Raw genomic sequence first — 17358 nt, 5'->3', positions numbered from 1 at the left:
GCGGGCTCCCGGTCGCATGTGCGGCGCGCGCCGCGTCTGCTGAGAGCGGACTGCCCGGCGTCCGGCGCCCCGCACCTGATTTACTCGCGACATGACGCCTCAGGACGACGCCCCCACCACCCGCAAGCCCGCCCTCTGGCGCGAGCTCGTCGGAGAGCAGCTCCGCGGCCGACGCGAGTCTCGTGACGAGTCGTTGCGATCGGTTGCCAAGCGCGCGGGCGTGTCGCCGCAGTACCTCTCGGAGGTGGAGCGCGGCATCAAGGAGCCGTCGAGCGAGATCCTGGCCGCCATCGGCGCATCGCTCGACGCCTCGCTGCTCGACCTGACGGCAGGCGTGGCGCGGCGGCTGCACGGCGACGCGGTGGCGGCGCGGCGCGGCGAGTACCGACTGGCGGCGTGATCCTCATCTGAGGACGCCGTGCGCGCTCGCAAGGATCTCAGCCCCATCGTGCATGCCCCCCAAGGATCGACCCCCGCCCAGCGCACGTTCCCGAGGACACCCCGCCCGAACATCCCCGGCGAGCAACCAGCGCTGATTGACTCGACCCATGCACCACGACCTCCCGCCCATCGAGTTCGCCTTCCCCGGTCCCCTCCGCGACAGCCTCCTCGCCGCGGTCGCGTCGGGCGCGAAGACGAGCACGAGCTCCCTGCTGCTCGAGTACGAGGTCGAGGGCGAGCCGATTCCGGTCGCAGGAACTCGCGGCACCGCCATCGACTCCGACGGCCGCCCGCGCTTCGTGCTCGAGACGACCCGCGTCGATGTCGTGCGGCTCGGCGACGTGACGCTCGAGCACGCCGTCGCCGAGGGCGAGGGCTACGCGTCGGTCGCCCAGTGGCGCGCCGGGCACGAGCGCTTCTGGACCTCCGAGCCGCTCCGAGCCGAGCTCGGCCGCGACTTCACCCTCGACGATTCGACGATGGTCGTGCTGGAGCGGTTCCGCGTCGTCGAGACATCCTCGGCGTCGGAGTCGTAGGGTCGAGCCATGCCCTCCGTGATCCAGCAGCGCATGGCGATCGACCGGCGTCGCAACTACGGTCTGTTCGCGCTGATCGGAGGCTTCGTCTTCCTGGTCCTGAGCCTCGGGGAGCTGATCGCGTCGGGTTCGTCACGGTGGTTCGCCTGGGCCTACCTGGCCATGGCCGTGTTCTGGATCGTGGTGGGCCTCCGCGAGCGGATCGTCGGCACGCGCCGTCTCGCCGCCTTCGAGGCCGAGCACGGCGTGGGCGCCGGCGTCCAGCAATCTGTCCGCCGTCGCTGAGGCAGGCCCTCGCGACGAAGAAGCGATGACAGGGCCTCAGCGAACGACGCCGAACCTCACGCGAACGCCCCGAACCGCGCCAGCGGCACCTGCGTCTCCTCCGCCGTCCACGAGCCGTGCTGCCCAATCATCCCGCGGCCGCGCTCGTCGGCGGAGCGGTAGTAGGCGATGCCCTTCCGGGCCGCGACGAGCAGGTCGCCGATACGCGGTGCCACCTCGGGTGCGACCTCGCCGAACCAGCCGGCGGCGATCGCGTCGTCACGGGTGACGACCCACGAGCGGTCGTCCTCCGACTCGTGCCAGGCCCCGACGAGCGTCGCCCGGTCGGACGGCGACAGGTCGGGCTCGAAGTGCAGCTGCAGGCACCGCGGCTCCCCCGCGACATGGCGCACGCCGTCGACGAGCTCGGGCGAGCCGCCGAAGACGACGTGCTTGGACGGCTTCACGTCGAGCACGCCGTGGTCGGCCGTGACGACGACGGCCTGGTCTCGGCGCAGGCCCGCCACGAGCGTGCGCAGCTGCGAGTCGACGAGCTCGAGGGCGGCCGACCACTCCGGAGACTCCCACCCCGACCGGTGACCCGCCACGTCGAGTTCCGGCACGTAGAGATACGTCACAGAGGGCGCAGGAACTCCGAGCACCCGCGCCGCGGCGTCGAACCTCGCCTCCACCGAGTCGGCCGACGTGTACGTGGCACCGCGCAGCACCGCGTGCGTGAGTCCGGTGCGGGCGTACCGCGCCGGGCCCACCGCGTACGAGGCGACGCCCTCCGCCTTCAGCGTCTCGAAGACCGTCGGCACGCGCTGCCAGGTGAGCGGGTCGAGCCTGTCGTCCCAGCCCGAGAGCTGCTTGACGACCCGGTCGTGGGCGCCGTCGAGCACGCTGTAGCCGACGAGGCCGTGCTGGCCGGGAAGCGTGCCGGTGGTGATGGTCGCCAGCGACGCCGCGGTCGTCGTCGGGAAGCCCGAGAAGAACGGGGTGGACGCGGCGGCCAGCGTCCGCGCGTAGGCGGCTCGCTGCTTGAGTGCGGCGGCGCCGAGCCCGTCGACGATCACCACCACGATCTGCGTCGCCACCGGGAAGCCGAGGGCGTTCGCCTCGCCGCGGAGCGCCGCGACACAGCTTGGGAGCACGTCGGCCAGGCTCCGGGTCGCGGGGTCTCGCGCCGGTACCATGGTCGTCATCCGGCCCAGTCTGGCACAGCCGCGGCGGCCGGGTTTCGTGGCAACAGTAGAAGGACTGAATGACGACGACCGACAGCACCGGCGGAGCCTACGAGGGCGAGCGCATCGAGGAGGTCGACGTCTCGACCGAGATGCAGGGGTCGTTCCTCGAGTACGCCTACTCGGTCATCTACTCCCGCGCCCTGCCCGACGCTCGCGACGGCCTCAAGCCGGTGCAGCGCCGCATCCTGTACCAGATGTCCGAGATGGGCCTGCGCCCTGACCGCGGCCACGTGAAGAGCGCGCGCGTCACCGGCGAGGTCATGGGCAAGCTCCATCCGCACGGCGACTCCGCGATCTACGACGCCCTCGTGCGCCTGGCGCAGGACTTCACCATGCGCCTCCCGACCATCGACGGCCACGGCAACTTCGGCTCGCTCGACGACCCGCCCGCCGCCGCTCGGTACACCGAGGTCCGCCTCGCCCCGGCCGCCATGGCGATGAACGAGGGCCTCGGCGAAGACGTCGTCGACTTCGTGCCCAACTACGACAACCAGCTGATGCAGCCCGAGGTCCTCCCCTCGGCCTTTCCCAACCTCCTGGTCAACGGCGGCTCCGGCATCGCCGTCGGCATGGCGACGAACATGGCGCCCCACAACCTCGTCGAGATCGTCGGGGCGGCTCGTCACCTGATCGATCACCCCGACGCCACGCTCGACGAGCTCATGGCCTTCGTGCCCGGCCCCGACCTCCCGACCGGCGGCACGATCGCCGGCCTGGCCGGCGTGCGCGACGCCTACGCGACCGGCCGAGGGAGCTTCAAGGTCCGGGCCAAGGTCTCGATCGAGAACCTCACCGCCCGCAAGAAGGGCCTCGTCTTCATCGAGCTGCCCTACTTGATCGGGCCCGAGAAGGTCATCGAGAAGGTCAAGGACGGCGTCAACGCGAAGAAGCTCACGGGCATCTCCGACATCAACGACTTCAGCGACCGCCACCACGGCATGCGCCTCATCGTCGAGATCAAGACGGGCTTCAGCCCCGAGGCCGTGCTCGAGCAGCTCTACCGGCACACGCCGCTCGAAGACGGCTTCAGCATCAACAACGTCGCCCTCGTGGAGGGCCAGCCCCGCACGCTCGGCCTGAAGGAGCTGCTGGAGGTCTTCGTCGCGCACCGCCTCGAGGTCGTCACCCGGCGCAGCCGCTACCGCCTGCAGAAGCGCGAAGACCGCCTGCACCTGGTCGAGGGCCTCCTGATCGCGATCCTCGACATCGACGAGGTCATCCAGGTGATCCGCACGAGCGACGACTCCGACGCGGCCAAGACGCGTCTGCGCGAGGTCTTCGACCTGAGCGACCTGCAGGCCGAGTACATCCTCGAGCTGCGCCTCCGCCGTCTCACGAAGTTCAGCCGCATGGAGCTCGAGACCGAGCGAGACGAGCTGCGGGCGGCGATCCAGGAACTCCGCGACCTCCTCGGCGACCCCGCCAAGCTGCGCGCCCTCGTGTCGAGCGAGCTCGCCGACATCGCCGACCAGTTCGGCACGCCGCGTCGCACCCTGCTCACCGAGGCCGCGCCGTCCATCGCCTCGTCGGCGCGGAAGAACGCGCCCGTGCTCGAGGTGGCCGACGTGCCCACGAAGGTGTACCTGTCGACGACCGGGCGGATCCTGCGCGTGGATCTCGCCGAGACCGACGGCGCAGCACCCGTGCCGCCATCGCGCCGCACCAGGCACGATGCGATCCGGTCGAGCGTCGTCACCACGACCCGGGCAGAGATCGGGGCGGTCACCTCGACCGGGCGGCTGATCCGGTTCACGCCGGTCGACGTTCCTGCGGCGCCGCCGTCGTCGGTGCAGCTCGGAGCCGGAGTGCCCGTCAAGGACTACCTGGCGCTGCCGTCCTGGGCGAAGGGCGAGACCGTGCTCGGCCTCGTGTCGCTCGACCTCGACCAGCCGCTGGCGCTCGGGACGGCGCAGGGCATCGTCAAGCGCGTGACCCCGGGCGCCTGGCCGTCGAAGCCGGAGTTCCCGGTGATCGCCCTCAAGGCCGGCGACTCGGTCGTCGGGGTCGCGCAGGGGCCCGACAGCGACGAGATGGTGTTCGTGACGGCGAAGACGCAGCTGCTCCGCTACTCGGCCTCGCTGGTGCGCCCGCAGGGGCCGGCGGGCGGCGGCGTCGCCGGCATCTCGCTCGGCGCCGGCGACACCGCGCTCTTCTTCGGGGTCGTGCCCGGCGGCTCGGACGCCGTGGTCGCCACGATCTCGACCTCGGCGGCGACCATCGCCGGGGCCGATCCCGGGCGCGCGAAGGTCAGCGACTTCGTCGACTACCCCGCCAAGGGCCGCGCCACCGGCGGTGTGCGCGCCCACGCCCTGCTCAAGGGCGAGGACGGCCTCGCGGTCGCCTGGGTCGGCGTCGCCCCGGCGCTTGCCGTCGGAGCCGACGGCGGCGTGAGGCAGCTTCCGGCGACGCTCACCCGGCGCGACGCGTCGGGCACGCCGCTCGACTCGGTGGTCGGGTCGATCGGTGGCGCTGTCGCCTGAGCCGGCTGCGGCGCTGAGCCCGCCGAATCGGCACGGCCCCGCCGACGCGACGGCGGGCGCGAGCCGATTCGGCGGGGCGCTGGCGCTGTCGCGGACCCTTCAGAACGCGGTCTAGGTGTCGATGCGCTCGCGTGCCAGGCCGGCCCCGTCGATGATGAACTCCTTACGCGGCGCCACATCGTTGCCCATCAGCAGCTCGAACACCCGGCCGGCGTTCTCGGCGTCTTCGACCTTCACGCGGCGGAGCATGCGGTTGGTGCGGTCCATCGTGGTCGTGGCCAGTTGCTCGGCGTCCATCTCGCCGAGGCCCTTGTAGCGCTGGATCGGATCCTGGTACTTCTTGCCCGACTTCTTCAGCCCGGCGAGAACACCGTGCAGCTCGGCCTCGGAGTACGTGTAGATGGTCTCGTTCGGCTTCGATCCGGGGTTGATCACGACGACGCGGTGCAATGGCGGCACGGCGGCGAAGACGCGGCCGGCCTCGATCATCGGCCTCATGTAGCGGAAGAACAGCGTGAGCAGCAGCGTGCGGATATGCGCGCCGTCGACGTCGGCGTCGCTCATGATGATGACCTTGCCGTAGCGGGCGACGTCGAGGTCGAACGACCGACCCGATCCGGCGCCGATCACCTGGATGATCGACGCGCACTCGAGGTTCGACAGCATGTCGCTGACGGACGCCTTCTGCACATTCAGGATCTTGCCGCGGATCGGCAGCAGCGCCTGGTACTCGCTGTTGCGGGCCGCCCGTGCGGTGCCCAGCGCCGAGTCGCCTTCGACGATGAACAGCTCGCTCGACGACACGTCGCTCGAACGGCAGTCGACGAGCTTCGACGGGAGCGACGACGACTCAAGCGCGTTCTTGCGGCGCTGCGTCTCTTTGTGAGCGCGGGCGGCGATGCGCGACTTCATCTCGGTGACGATCTTGTCGAGCACCGCGGCGGCCTGCGTCTTGTCGTCGCGCTTGGGCGACGCGTAGATCGCGGCCATCTCTCTGGCGACGACGTTCGAGACGATCTGGCGGACGGCGGGCGTTCCGAGCACCTCCTTGGTCTGGCCCTCGAACTGCGGCTCGGGCAGGCGCACCGTCAGCACGGCGGTGAGACCGGCGAGGATGTCGTCCTTCTCGAGCTTGTCGTTGCCGACCTTCAAGCGGCGGGCGTTCGACGTGACCTGGTCTTTCAAGAACTTCAGCAGCCCGGCGTCGAAGCCGGTCTGGTGCGAGCCGCCCTTGGGCGTCGAGATGATGTTGACGAAGCTGCGCGTGACAGTCTCGTAGCCCTCGCCCCAGCGCAGGGCGATGTCGACCTCGCACTCGCGCTTGACGTCGGTCGAGACCATCTGCCCGTGGTCGTTCAGCACGGGGACGGTCTCGGTGTAGTGCCCGGTGCCCTGCAGGCGCCAGGTGTCGGTGACGGCCTTGTCGGGAGCGAGGAAGTCGACGAACTCCGAGATGCCGCCCTCGTACGAGAAGACGGACTCGAGGGGCTGATTGCCCTCGGTGTCGGCGGTGGTGACCGGGCGCTCGTCGCGCACGCGGATCGTGAGGCCGGGAACGAGGAACGCGGTCTGCTGGGCGCGCTTGACGAGGTCGTCGGTGACGAACGCGGCGCCCCTGGTGAAGATCTGCCGGTCGGCCCAGTAGCGGATGCGCGTGCCGGTGGCGGCTTTCGGCGCCTTGCCGACGACCCGGAGCACGCTGCCGTTCTCGAACGGCGTGAAGGTCGCGTCGGGTGTGGGCCCGTCGGGGCCGTCGGCGAAGGTGCCGGGCTCGCCGCGGTGGAACGACATGGCGTGCGTCTTGCCTCCGCGGTCGACCTCGACGTCCAGGCGCTCCGAGAGGGCGTTCACGACCGAGGCGCCGACGCCGTGCAGGCCGCCGGATGCCGCGTAGGAGCCGCCGCCGAACTTGCCGCCCGCGTGGAGCTTCGTGAAGACGACCTCGACGCCCGTGAGGCCGGTCTTCGGCTCGATGTCGACGGGGATCCCGCGGGCGGTGTCGCGGACCTCGACGCTGTCGTCGGCGTGCAGGACCACGTCGATCGACGTTCCGAAGCCGCCGAGGGCCTCGTCGACCGAGTTGTCGATGATCTCCCACAGACAGTGCATGAGGCCGCGCGAATCGGTCGAGCCGATGTACATGCCCGGGCGCTTGCGCACCGCCTCCAGACCCTCGAGCACCGACAGGTGACGTGCTTCGTACTGGGACGGCGGGGTGGTTGCCACGGAACTCCATTCAGGTGCTTCTTCGTCGTTGCCCAGGAATGAATCCGCACAAGCGACGCGTTAAGAATACGTGCGTCACCGGGCCATTCCGTGCCCGACACCCGCACGGGAGGGCTCCCCGGACTGGGGTCGTCCAATCCCGTACGCGAACAGCGAAATCCGGCGAAATGTCGCACGGACGAAACGTTCCCGTGTTTTGATGAGTGTCACGAACCCGCGCACCACCGTATTGGAGGAGCATCACATGACTCAGATGGCCACCGACCACACAGCCGTCGACGAGCTCGGCTCCCGCTACCAGCTCTCGGCAGCAGACCGCTGCGACAGCTGCGGAGCCCAGGCGTACATCCGAGCGACCATGGCGAGCGGTGAGCTCCTGTTCTGCGCCCACCACGGCGCCAAGTTCAAGGAGAAGCTGCAGCCGAACGCCATCGAATGGCTCGACGAGACGGCCAAGCTCCACTAAGAGCCCGGCTCCTCACCTACAGACTTTCCAAGAAGGCCCGCTCCCCCACCGGGGTGCGGGTCTTCTGCCGTTCTCCCCTACCTACTTCGGCGACGACCGGAGAGGCAACCGCACGACCTCGACATCGCGAACACGGCCGTCGTCGAGCACCAGGGTCATGAACGTGCATGCCGGCTGGCGGCGCCGGTCGGTCGGCGACCCCGGGTTGAGCATCCGCGTACCCGCCGCTGTCACGGAGTCCCACGGGATGTGGCTGTGGCCGAAGACGATCACGTCGGCCTCGGGGTACTCCGCATCGGCGCGCTCCTCCCGGCGGAGCGCGGGGCCGGTCTCGTGGACAACGACAATGCGCGCGCCTTCGATGTCGGCCGTCGCCACCAGCGGAAGGCGCGGCTCGAACTCCGGCCCATCGTTGTTGCCGCGGACGGCGAGGAGGCGCCTCGATCGCCGCTCGAAGTCGTCGAGCATCGATAGCTCGACCCAGTCTCCGGCGTGGATCACGACGTCGGCGCTCTCGACGGCCCGCCAGACGGTCTCCGGCAGCTGCTTGGCGCGCTTCGGAACGTGAGTGTCTGACACGAGGGTCACGCGGGTGGGCATGGTGCCACGCTAGCGAGAAGCGGGCGCAGGAACTGCCACCCGCCGCCGTCACATCGCCTTGAAGACATGCTCCAGGTTCGCCGAGATGACCTCGCGCGACTTCGTCGCGTACTCGTCGAGCGTCGCGTGGGCCTCGGCCACGGCGTACGCGCCGCCCGTGCGAGCGACCGCCGCCGTGAGCACTCGGTCGGTGAGCGCCGGGTTGAGGGGCAGCGCCGGCCCCTTCATCTGCGTGCCGAAGGAGGCTCCGCGGATGACGCCCTCGCGTCCGTCGCCGTTGCCACCGCCGCTGACGACGGCGCCGAACGGGCTCGCGCCGGCGCCGAGCTCGAAGCGCGTCGCGTGGTCCTCGAAGCCGAGCAGGTCGAGCGAGCCACCTCCGTAGGGCGTGCTCACCTTGAAGTAGTTGGCACGGCGCTGGGCGCCCCGGTGCGCGCTCGCGTCGAAGAAGCCGAGGCCCTCGAGGTCGGCGCCCTCTCCGCTGATTCCGCGCGAGAGGATCTCCATGCCGCCGCCGATGGCGACGACAGGGACCCCGGCGTCCGACCAGTCCGAGAGGAGGTCGCGGAACCGCAGCACATCGGAGTGGATGGCGCGCAGAGTGGACAGCGGGCCGCTGCCGATGAGCACGACGTCGGCCGCCGCGGGAAGCGCGTCTCCGGGGCGGTGCTCGGTCACGGCCACGTCGAGGCCGCCGCGCCGGGCGCGCTCGGCGAGCGTCACGACGTTGCCGCCGTCGCCCGAGACGCCGAGCTGCTCGGGATAGAGCTGGAGGATGGTCAGGTCGGTCATGCTCGCTTCTCCAGGTCGGGGTAGCCGAGCATCTTGCGCGCGATCATCATCTGCTCGTAGTTCACGATGAAGTTCTTCGTCTTGCCCGACGGCGACGGCAGGGCCTTCATCAGCTCGATGGCCTTCTCGATCTGCGGCTCGACGGTGCCGATCGGGATGCCTGCATGCTCCAGGCGCAGCGCGATCTGCCAGGCCTTCGCGCCCGAGACCACGTCGACGTGGTCGAGCGACGAGAAGTCGACGTCGTAGATCCACGAGATGTCGGGGGTGCCCTCGTCGATTGCGAGGAGCACCTGCTCGGGCGCCGTCGCCAGGGCGTCGAGGTTCAGCTGCAGGCTCGCCGCGTTCTTGAACATGACGAACTCGGCCTCGTCGCTGCCGATCTTCAGGCGCTCACCACGGCCGTAGGCCGGCTTCATCGCGGCGAAGGCCGCGACGGCCTTCTGGGAGTCGAACTCGGGGCCGAGCGCGACGCGGGCGGTCTGGATCGCGGCGGCCGCGTCGACAGCGTAGTGGAGCCCCTTGGCGGGGAGCCGGACGTCGACGGCCTGGTCTCCGAGCGCGATGGTGGCGCCGGTGGCGGTCAGCGCAGTGACCTCGGCCTCGGCGGTGAGAGCGCGCGTTCCTGCGCCCTTGTCGTACGCGCTGGCGTTCTGCAGCCCGTGAGGCGCCGCGGCGACCAGGGCCGGCGACGCGCCGAAGCGGGTGACGTCGAGCGTAGCGCTCTCGAACGGCCCGAGGTACTCGTCGTCGCGGTTGGTGACGACGTGGGTGCCCGCGGTGGCGGCCGTGTCGGTCATCATGTCGGCGACGCGCGAGGTCTCGTAGAAGCGGTAGAGCTGGTCGACCTGCACGTTGAGCATGAGGACCGTCGAGGGGTGCAGATGACCGGAGAGCTCGACGGCGAACGCCTCGTCGACCTCGAGCACGCCGACGTCGGCCTTGAGTCGCCCGAACAGGCTCACCTCGGAGAGGAGCGCCGACGCGATGCCCTGCGGCAGGTTGGCCCCGGTCGGGTTCGTGAAGACGCGCAGGCCGTGCGAGCGCATGATGTCGGACAGCATGTGCGTCGTCGTCGACTTGCCGTTCGAGCCGAGCACGAACAGGACGCCCCGGTCGAACTGCTTGGTGACATCCGTGAGGAAGGTCGGGAGCAGCTTGAGGACGAGGTAGCCGGGGTACGCCGACCCACCCCCTCGGGCCCTTGCGAGAACGCGGACGAGACGCCCGAGGAGGATGGGGAGAACGTACTTCAAAGGATTCCTAGCGTCGGCTGCGTCGGCGATGGGTGCTTCTTATTCGAGGTAGTCGCGGAGGGACTGCGACCGCGACGGGTGGCGCAGCTTGGCCATCGTCTTCGACTCGATCTGGCGGATGCGCTCGCGCGTCACTCCGAACGTGTCGCCGATCTGGTCGAGGGTCTTCGGCATCCCGTCGCCGAGCCCGAAGCGCATGCGGATCACGCCGGCCTCTCGCTCGGAGAGGCTGTCGAGCAGCGACTCGAGCTGCTTCTGCAGCATCGTGAAGCCCACGGCGTCGGCGGGCACGACGGCCTCGGTGTCTTCGATGAGGTCGCCGAACTCGCTGTCGCCGTCTTCACCGAGCGGGGTGTGCAGCGAGATGGGCTCGCGGCCGTACTTCTGGACCTCGACGACCTTCTCGGGCGTCATGTCCAGCTCGCGCGACAGCTCTTCGGGGGTGGGCTCGCGGCCGAGGTCCTGCAGCATCTGGCGCTGCACGCGGGCGAGCTTGTTGATGACCTCGACCATGTGCACGGGGATGCGGATGGTGCGGGCCTGGTCGGCCATCGCGCGGGTGATGGCCTGGCGGATCCACCACGTGGCGTACGTCGAGAACTTGAAGCCCTTGGTGTAGTCGAACTTCTCGACCGCGCGGATGAGGCCCAGGTTTCCTTCCTGGATGAGGTCGAGGAACTGCATCCCGCGGCCGGTGTACCGCTTGGCCAGGCTCACCACGAGTCGGAGGTTGGCGCCGAGCAGGTGGCTCTTGGCGCGCTGGCCGTCGCGGGAGACCCAGCGCAGCTCGCGCTCGAGCTCCTTCGAGAGGCCCGTCGAGTTGGCCAGCTTGTCGTCGGCGAACAGGCCCGCCTCGATGCGCATGGCGAGCTCGACCTCTTCGGCCGCGTTCAGGAGCGCGACCTTTCCGATCTGCTTGAGGTAGTCCTTGACCGGATCGGCGGTGGCGCCGGTGATGGTCGACGAGTAGACGGGGATCTCGTCGTCGTCGTCCTGCGAGATGACGAGAGCGCCGGTGGGGAGGACCTCGTCGGCGGCCTTCTCGGCGTCGGTGGTCTCCTCGCCGTCGGCCGTCTCGGTGCCGTCCGCGGTCTCGGTCGTCTCGGCGGTGTCGTCGGCGACGACGACCTCGGGCTCGTCGTCCTCCTCGTCGTCGTCAGCCGACTTGCCGGCGGCCTTGGCCTTGGCGGGCGATGCCTTCGCCTTGGCCGGTGCCTTCTTGGCAGGAGCCTTCTTCGCAGCGGGCTTCTTGGCGGCGGGGGCGGCGACAGCCGCGTCCTCGGTGGTGATGTCGTCGGTGTCGGTCACGGCGGCGGCGACGGGGGCTTTGGTGCGAGTAGCCATTGGGTGCACCTTTCACTCGGGCTTCGAAAAGTCGGTGGAGGCCCTGCGCCGTCGGTGGTTCTGCGACTGCAAGGCGGGGAGGACGACGACGCTGATCCTGCTTGTCGTCGGCCAGAGAGTTCGGTTTCGGGCAGTTCGGTTCGGGTGACTGTGCCTGCGAAAGCGGCACAGCAAGGACCCATGTCAAGCCCCGAGGCATTTCACCAAGGGACAAGAAAGGGTCCGTGAGTAATTATTGCACGCCCGAGAGCGACCCGTTTACAAAAGGGGGCATTCACTGCTAGTGGCGGCGAAACTTCCTGGAGAGTGCAACCCAGAGCGGGCCCACTTCTATTCCTTCCTCGAGGTGCATGCGCCGCCTCGTGCGTCGCCTGTCGACGACCAGTCCGACCACTCCCGCTCCGACGATCACGTACTGCACGCAAAAGGCGACGCGGAAGCTCGACCAGGCGAAGAGGGGCTGCGGATCCCCCGCCGCGACCCCGGCGCGGTGGAGGGCGTCGAGCACGATGCCGATCAGGAACATCATCACGAAGCTCGCCAGGAACCCGCCGACGTTCACGATGCCGTTGGCTACGCCGAGGCTGCGGAGCGGATTGAAGGTGCGTGCGAAGTCGAAGCCGATGAGCGAGCCCGGCCCGCCGACCCCGAGGGCGACGACGAGCGCGACGACGAGCCAGTGCGGCGGCCGGTCGGGCCACGCGAGCACGAGGGTCCACATCAGCCCGAGCACGGACACGATGCCGAGCACGAGGTTCGACCGGCGGAGCGGGAACCGGGCGGTGAGCAGACCCAGGAGGGGGCCTGCGACGACCCCCGTGACGACGAGCAGCGCGAGTAGCCCCGACGCCTCGCCGCGGCTGAAGCCGAGGCCGCCCACGAGCGCGGGAACTCCCCAGAGCAGGCTGAACAGGGTGCCCGACGACTGGGTCACGTAGTGCGACCAGAAGCCGAGCCGGGTTCCGGGGCGCTTGACGCTCTCGGCGAGCTGACGTCCGGCGGCGGCCCACGAGGCGACGACGGGCAGCTCGGTGCGGCCGACGGGAGAGTCGCGCACGACCAGCATCAGCACGACGACCGATACGCCGGCGACACCGGCGGCGACCGCGAATGCCGTGCTCCAGCCGACAGAGTGCAGCACGGCGGAGAACGGGATCGCCGAGAGGATCTGCCCGATCTGCCCGAGGTTGCCTGTCCACTGCGAGACCTGAGGCAGCACCGGCCCGCGGAACCACGACGGCAGCAGGCGGATCACCGAGATGAAGGTCATCGCGTCACCCGCTCCGACGAGCATGCGGCCCGCGATGGCCACGCCGATGTGCGGCGGCGAGACGGCGACGACCGCTTGGCCGAGACCGAGCACGACCGCCCCCAGCACGAGCAGGAACTTCGGCCCGACCCGGTCGAGCATCACGCCCACGGGCACCTGGAGCCCGGCGTACACCACGATCTGGGTCACCGCGAGCGTCGAGAGCGTCGCCGCCGAGATGGAGTAGACGTCTTGAGCGTCGACGCCGGCGACGCCGAGCGACGAGCGCTGCAGGACGGCGACGACGTAGGCGAAGACCGCGGCGCCCCAGACGAGCCAGGCGCGAGCGGAATTCACCCCGCAACCCTAGCGGGGCCGGGGCTCTAGCCCAGCGAGGGGCCGCCGTCGTCGTCCACCTGGCGGGTCGAGAGGAACTTCTCGAGCTCGGCCGCGATCGAGTCGGCGCTCGGGACCTGTCCGTCGAGGCCGATCAGCGGCGAGGGCAGGGGGTTGCCCTCCATGTAGGTGTCGTGACGCTCTTCGAGGGTCTGCACGAGGCGTGTCAGTTCCTGGTTTCCCGTGACCTGCTCGTCGACCTTGCTCAAGAACTCGCGCCCCTCCTCGCGCAGCCTGTCGCTCGGGAAGATGAGCCCCGTCGCGGCGCTGATGCTCGACAGCGCGGTGACCGCGGCGTCGGGGAACTCCGTGTCGGCGAGGTAATGAGGCACCAGGAGCACGAAGCCGGCGGTGGGATGGCCCGTCGCCGAGAGGCGGAGCTCGACCAGGTGGAGCGCGTTCGCGGGGGCCTGCGTCGTGGGGCGCCAGACCGAGAGCGACTCGATGAGGTCGACCCGGTTGCCCGAGACGGTGACGCCGAGGGGGCGCGTGTGCGGCACCGGCATCGGGATCGCCTGCACCCACGTCGTGGTCGACACCCCGTACCGCTCGACGAGCTGCATCACGGCCGAGGTGAACGCCTCCCAGCGGAAGTCGGGCTCGAAGCCCGACAGGAGGAGGAACTGCTGGCCGATCTCGTCCTTCATGAGCGACAGGGTCAGCGTCGAGGCCTGGAAGTCGGCGATGTGGTCTTGATCGAAGGTGATGATGGGGCGGCGTGCGCGGTAGTCGAGGAGGATGTCGGCGTCGAACGTCGCGACGACGTCGCCGTCGAGCGTGTCGCCGAGGTACTGGGTGATCTGCGCCACGGTCGAGCCGGCGTCGGCGAACCCGGTGAGTCCCGCGACGAGCGGGAGCCCGGCTGGCACGCCGGACGAGTCGGGCGACAGCTGGTACAGGTCTGCAGGATCGGACATGCTGTCAATGCTAGGCACGCGCACCCTCGCGAACGTCCGCCGGAGGCAAGCTGACAGCGAACACCTCGATACGATCGACGGCATGACAGTCGCCGCTCTCACCGTGTCCGCAGAAGCCACCGATGCCGAGGTCTTCGTCATCGGCGTCACCCCCGGCAAAGGAGACGAGCCGCCCACTCTGCTCTGGGACGCCCCGGTGCTGGCAGGCTCCCTGCAGGAACTCGGGGTGGTCGCCGGCAAGGACGAGCTCACGCGCCTTCCCGCCTCGGCCCTCGGCGAGGGTGCGGCGCCGATCGGCAGCGCACCCGTGGTCGCCCTCGTCGGCCTCGGCGGCGCCGTCTCGATCGAGACTCTCCGCTACGCCGCCGGATCCGCCGCGCGCCAGCTCACCGGAAAGGACCGCATCGCTCTCGGCCTCCCCGTCGCCGACGAGGCCGAGGCTCTCGCCGTGCTCGAGGGCGCAGCTGTCGGCGCCTACGTCTTCGACACCTACAAGCACACCTCGGCCAGCCCGATCCGTCGCGTCGCGTCGTCGATCGAGCTCGTCACGGCCGCCGCCGTCGACGCCGCGACAGTCGAGAAGGCCGCAGCCGTCGCCACCGCCGTCCACACCGTCCGCGACCTCGTCGCCACGCCCCCGATCGACCTGCCGCCCGCTGCTCTCGCCGACGAGGCCGTCCGCCTCGCCGCAGCGTCGCCGTCCGGCGACCTCACCGTGACCGTGCTCGCGGGCGACGAGCTGCGCGACGCGGGATTCGGCGGCATCGTCGGCGTGGGCCAGGGCTCGGCACGCCCGCCCCGCCTGGTCAAGGTCGCCTACTCCCCCGCCGGCGCCGCCAAGCACCTCGCACTGGTCGGCAAGGGGATCACCTACGACACCGGCGGGCTCTCGCTGAAGCCGGCCGGCGCCATGCTCGGCATGAAGTACGACATGACCGGCGCCGCGACGGTTCTCGCCGTGACGATCGCCGCCGCGCGTCTCGCCCTGCCCGTTCGCCTGACCGCGTGGCTCTGCATCTCCGAGAACATGCTCGGCGCCGACCCCATCCGCCCCGACGACGTCCTCACCATCAAGAACGGCACCACCGTCGAGGTGACCAACACCGACGCCGAAGGCCGGCTCGTGCTCGCCGACGGCATCTCGGCTGCGAGCGAGGAGCAGCCCGACGCCATCGTCGACGTCGCCACCCTCACCGGTGCGCAGGTCGTCGCCCTCGGCATGCGCTACGTCGGAGTCATGGGCACCGACGACTTCGCGCCTCGGGTCGTCGAGGTCGCCGACGGGGCGTCCGAGCCGTTCTGGCGGGTTCCGCTCGCCCCGGAGCTGCGCGCGCGGCTCAACTCCGACGTCGCCGACCTCGTCAACGCGACTCCGGGCAACACGGCTGCGGGCATGCTGCTCGCGGGGGTGTTCCTCAAGGAGTTCGTCGGGAAGCGCGAGGGCACCGACGAGCTGATCCCGTGGGCTCACCTCGACATCGCCGGCCCGAGCGAGAACAAGGCGGGCGGCTACGGCTTCACGACCAAGGGCGCCACGGGGATCGCCGTCAGGACTCTGATCGACCTGGCAGTCTCGTTCTGAGCGGCGTACTAGGGTAGTTGAGGGCGGGAGAAACCCGCCGTTTTGCAAGGCGTGCGGCCGTGGTCGACATTCGCGACCACGGCCGCCTCCTTGGCCAATGCACGAAGGAGTTGCTGGGTGTCGGAACAGAATTTTGACGTGGTGGTCCTCGGTGGCGGCAGCGGCGGCTACGCCGCGGCCCTCCGCGCCTCCGAACTGGGCTTCTCCGTCGCCCTCGTCGAGAAAGACAAGGTCGGCGGCACCTGCCTCCACCGCGGCTGCATCCCCACCAAGGCGCTCCTGCACGCGGCCGAGGTCGCCGACGTGTCGCGCGAGTCGGCCAAGTACGGCGTCCACACGCAGCTGAACGGCATCGACATCGCCGGCGTCACGACGTACCGCCGCGACATCGTCGAGCACAAGTACAAGGGCCTGCAGGGCCTCGTCAAGTCGCGCGGAATCACCACGATCGCCGGTTCCGGCCGCCTCACGTCGCCGAGCACGATCCAGGTCGGCGACGACACCATCACCGGCAAGCACATCGTGCTGGCCACCGGCTCCTACTCGCGCAGCCTGCCCGGTCTCGAGATCGGCGGCCGCGTCATCACGAGCGAGCACGCCCTCGAGCTCGACTACATCCCGAAGCGCGTCGCCATCCTCGGCGGCGGTGTGATCGGCGTCGAGTTCGCCAGCGTCTGGAAGTCCTTCGGCTCGGAGGTGCAGATCATCGAGGCTCTCCCCCACCTCGTCCCCAACGAGGAGGAGTCGATCTCCAAGTCGTTCGAGCGGGCGTTCCGCAAGCGCGGCATCGCCTTCAGCCTCGGTATCCGCTTCCAGAGCGTGACCCAGGACGACCAGGGCGTCGTCGTCACGCTCGAAGACGGCAAGACGTTCGAGGCCGACATCCTCCTGGTCGCCGTCGGTCGCGGCCCGGTGACCGCCGACCTCGGCTACGAGGAGGTCGGCGTCACCATGGACCGCGGCTTCGTCCTCACCGACGAGCGCCTCGCGACCAGCGTCCCCGGCGTCTACGCCATCGGCGACATCGTCCCCGGTCTTCAGCTCGCCCACCGCAGCTTTCAGCAGGGCATCTTCGTCGCCGAGGAGGTCGCCGGCCTCAAGCCGGTCGTCATCGAAGACGCGAACATCCCGAAGGTCACGTACTCCGACCCCGAGGTCGCCTCGGTCGGCCTCACGACCGCCAAGGCCACCGAGAAGTACGGCGCCGACAAGATCGCCGCCTACGACTACAACCTCGCCGGCAACGGCAAGAGCTCGATCCTCGGCACTGCCGGGTCGATCAAGGTCATCCGCGTCGTCGACGGCCCCGTCATCGGAGTCCACATGATCGGCGCCCGCGTCGGCGAGCTCATCGGCGAAGCCCAGCTCACCGTCAACTGGGAGGCTTACCCCGAAGACGTCGCGAGCCTGATCCACGCGCACCCGACCCAGAACGAGGCCCTGGGCGAGGCGATGCTGGCGCTTGCCGGCAAGCCGCTCCACGCGATGTAGCTTCACAGCACCATCCCCGCCGAGGCGCTGTCCCACAATTCATAGTTAGAACCGCAGAAGGAGTTCCCCTG

Annotated in this window: 15 protein-coding genes; 7 read left to right on the top strand and 8 right to left on the bottom strand. The window is 69.7% G+C overall.

The genetic code is table 11. The features are described 5' to 3' along the window. Positions 1 to 91 precede the first annotated feature (91 nt). The 3 genes from AC07TY_RS02795 to AC07TY_RS02785 all read left to right on the top strand — a co-directional run bounded on the left by AC07TY_RS02795 (position 92) and on the right by AC07TY_RS02785 (position 1262). Positions 92 to 400 (top strand): helix-turn-helix domain-containing protein, encoded by a 309-nt coding sequence (locus tag AC07TY_RS02795; protein ID WP_123504667.1) that lies wholly within the window; start codon positions 92 to 94, stop codon positions 398 to 400. A gap of 148 nt (positions 401 to 548) precedes the next feature. After that, positions 549 to 977 (top strand): ASCH domain-containing protein, encoded by a 429-nt coding sequence (locus tag AC07TY_RS02790; RefSeq protein ID WP_488626320.1) that lies wholly within the window; start codon positions 549 to 551, stop codon positions 975 to 977. 9 nt (positions 978 to 986) lie between these two features. Continuing rightward, positions 987 to 1262 (top strand): hypothetical protein, encoded by a 276-nt coding sequence (locus tag AC07TY_RS02785; protein WP_494784272.1) that lies wholly within the window; start codon positions 987 to 989, stop codon positions 1260 to 1262. Positions 1263 to 1318: 56 nt separating this feature from the next. Here AC07TY_RS02785 and AC07TY_RS02780 read toward each other — a convergent pair whose 3' ends face one another. After that, positions 1319 to 2446, bottom strand: coding sequence for an alkaline phosphatase family protein (locus AC07TY_RS02780; protein WP_494784271.1), 1128 nt, complete (start codon positions 2444 to 2446; stop codon positions 1319 to 1321). Between the two features lie 59 nt (positions 2447 to 2505). On the opposite strand from AC07TY_RS02780, the gene AC07TY_RS02775 reads away from it, so the two are divergent. Further along, positions 2506 to 4968, top strand: coding sequence for a DNA gyrase/topoisomerase IV subunit A (locus AC07TY_RS02775; RefSeq protein ID WP_494784270.1), 2463 nt, complete (start codon positions 2506 to 2508; stop codon positions 4966 to 4968). A 111-nt stretch (positions 4969 to 5079) separates the two neighbouring features. Here AC07TY_RS02775 and AC07TY_RS02770 read toward each other — a convergent pair whose 3' ends face one another. Continuing rightward, positions 5080 to 7194 (bottom strand): DNA gyrase/topoisomerase IV subunit B, encoded by a 2115-nt coding sequence (locus tag AC07TY_RS02770; RefSeq protein WP_123504671.1) that lies wholly within the window; start codon positions 7192 to 7194, stop codon positions 5080 to 5082. 244 nt (positions 7195 to 7438) lie between these two features. Here AC07TY_RS02770 and AC07TY_RS02765 point away from each other — a divergent pair, with 244 nt between their 5' ends. Next, positions 7439 to 7660, top strand: a complete 222-nt coding sequence (locus AC07TY_RS02765) for a DUF7455 domain-containing protein (RefSeq protein WP_123504672.1) — start codon at positions 7439 to 7441, stop codon at positions 7658 to 7660. A gap of 81 nt (positions 7661 to 7741) precedes the next feature. Here the strand turns inward: AC07TY_RS02765 and AC07TY_RS02760 are convergent, their stop codons facing one another. The 6 genes from AC07TY_RS02760 to AC07TY_RS02735 form a co-directional block, all read right to left on the bottom strand. Continuing rightward, positions 7742 to 8260: a metallophosphoesterase family protein gene (locus tag AC07TY_RS02760; protein ID WP_488626324.1), complete on the bottom strand. Its 519-nt coding sequence runs from the start codon at positions 8258 to 8260 to the stop codon at positions 7742 to 7744. 48 nt (positions 8261 to 8308) lie between these two features. Further along, entirely contained in the window at positions 8309 to 9052 is a 744-nt protein-coding gene (locus AC07TY_RS02755) for a type 1 glutamine amidotransferase (RefSeq protein ID WP_488626325.1), read from the bottom strand. Continuing rightward, positions 9049 to 10308: a MurT ligase domain-containing protein gene (locus AC07TY_RS02750; RefSeq protein ID WP_494784269.1), complete on the bottom strand. Its 1260-nt coding sequence runs from the start codon at positions 10306 to 10308 to the stop codon at positions 9049 to 9051. The genes AC07TY_RS02755 and AC07TY_RS02750 overlap by 4 nt, the downstream gene beginning before the upstream one ends. A 39-nt stretch (positions 10309 to 10347) precedes the next feature. Continuing rightward, entirely contained in the window at positions 10348 to 11652 is a 1305-nt protein-coding gene (locus AC07TY_RS02745) for an RNA polymerase sigma factor (protein WP_123504676.1), read from the bottom strand. A gap of 280 nt (positions 11653 to 11932) precedes the next feature. Continuing rightward, complete coding sequence (locus AC07TY_RS02740; RefSeq protein WP_494784268.1) at positions 11933 to 13258, bottom strand: MFS transporter; 1326 nt, start codon at positions 13256 to 13258, stop codon at positions 11933 to 11935. Positions 13259 to 13284: 26 nt separating this feature from the next. Next, on the bottom strand, positions 13285 to 14214 hold the full coding sequence (locus AC07TY_RS02735; protein ID WP_488626328.1) for a proteasome assembly chaperone family protein: 930 nt from the start codon (positions 14212 to 14214) through the stop codon (positions 13285 to 13287). Between the two features lie 82 nt (positions 14215 to 14296). Here AC07TY_RS02735 and AC07TY_RS02730 point away from each other — a divergent pair, with 82 nt between their 5' ends. Together AC07TY_RS02730 and lpdA are read left to right on the top strand one after the other, a co-directional pair. Then, positions 14297 to 15796, top strand: coding sequence for a leucyl aminopeptidase (locus AC07TY_RS02730; protein WP_494784267.1), 1500 nt, complete (start codon positions 14297 to 14299; stop codon positions 15794 to 15796). A gap of 117 nt (positions 15797 to 15913) precedes the next feature. Beyond that, positions 15914 to 17287: a dihydrolipoyl dehydrogenase gene (gene lpdA, locus AC07TY_RS02725; protein WP_494784266.1), complete on the top strand. Its 1374-nt coding sequence runs from the start codon at positions 15914 to 15916 to the stop codon at positions 17285 to 17287. The last annotated feature ends 71 nt before the right edge of the window (positions 17288 to 17358 follow it).

The sequence above is a fragment of the Frondihabitans sp. GW821-FHT04F02 genome (assembly GCF_059420045.1).
The sequence above is the reverse complement of the archived record's forward strand: the minus strand, read 5'-3'. Positions and strand labels throughout refer to the sequence as shown.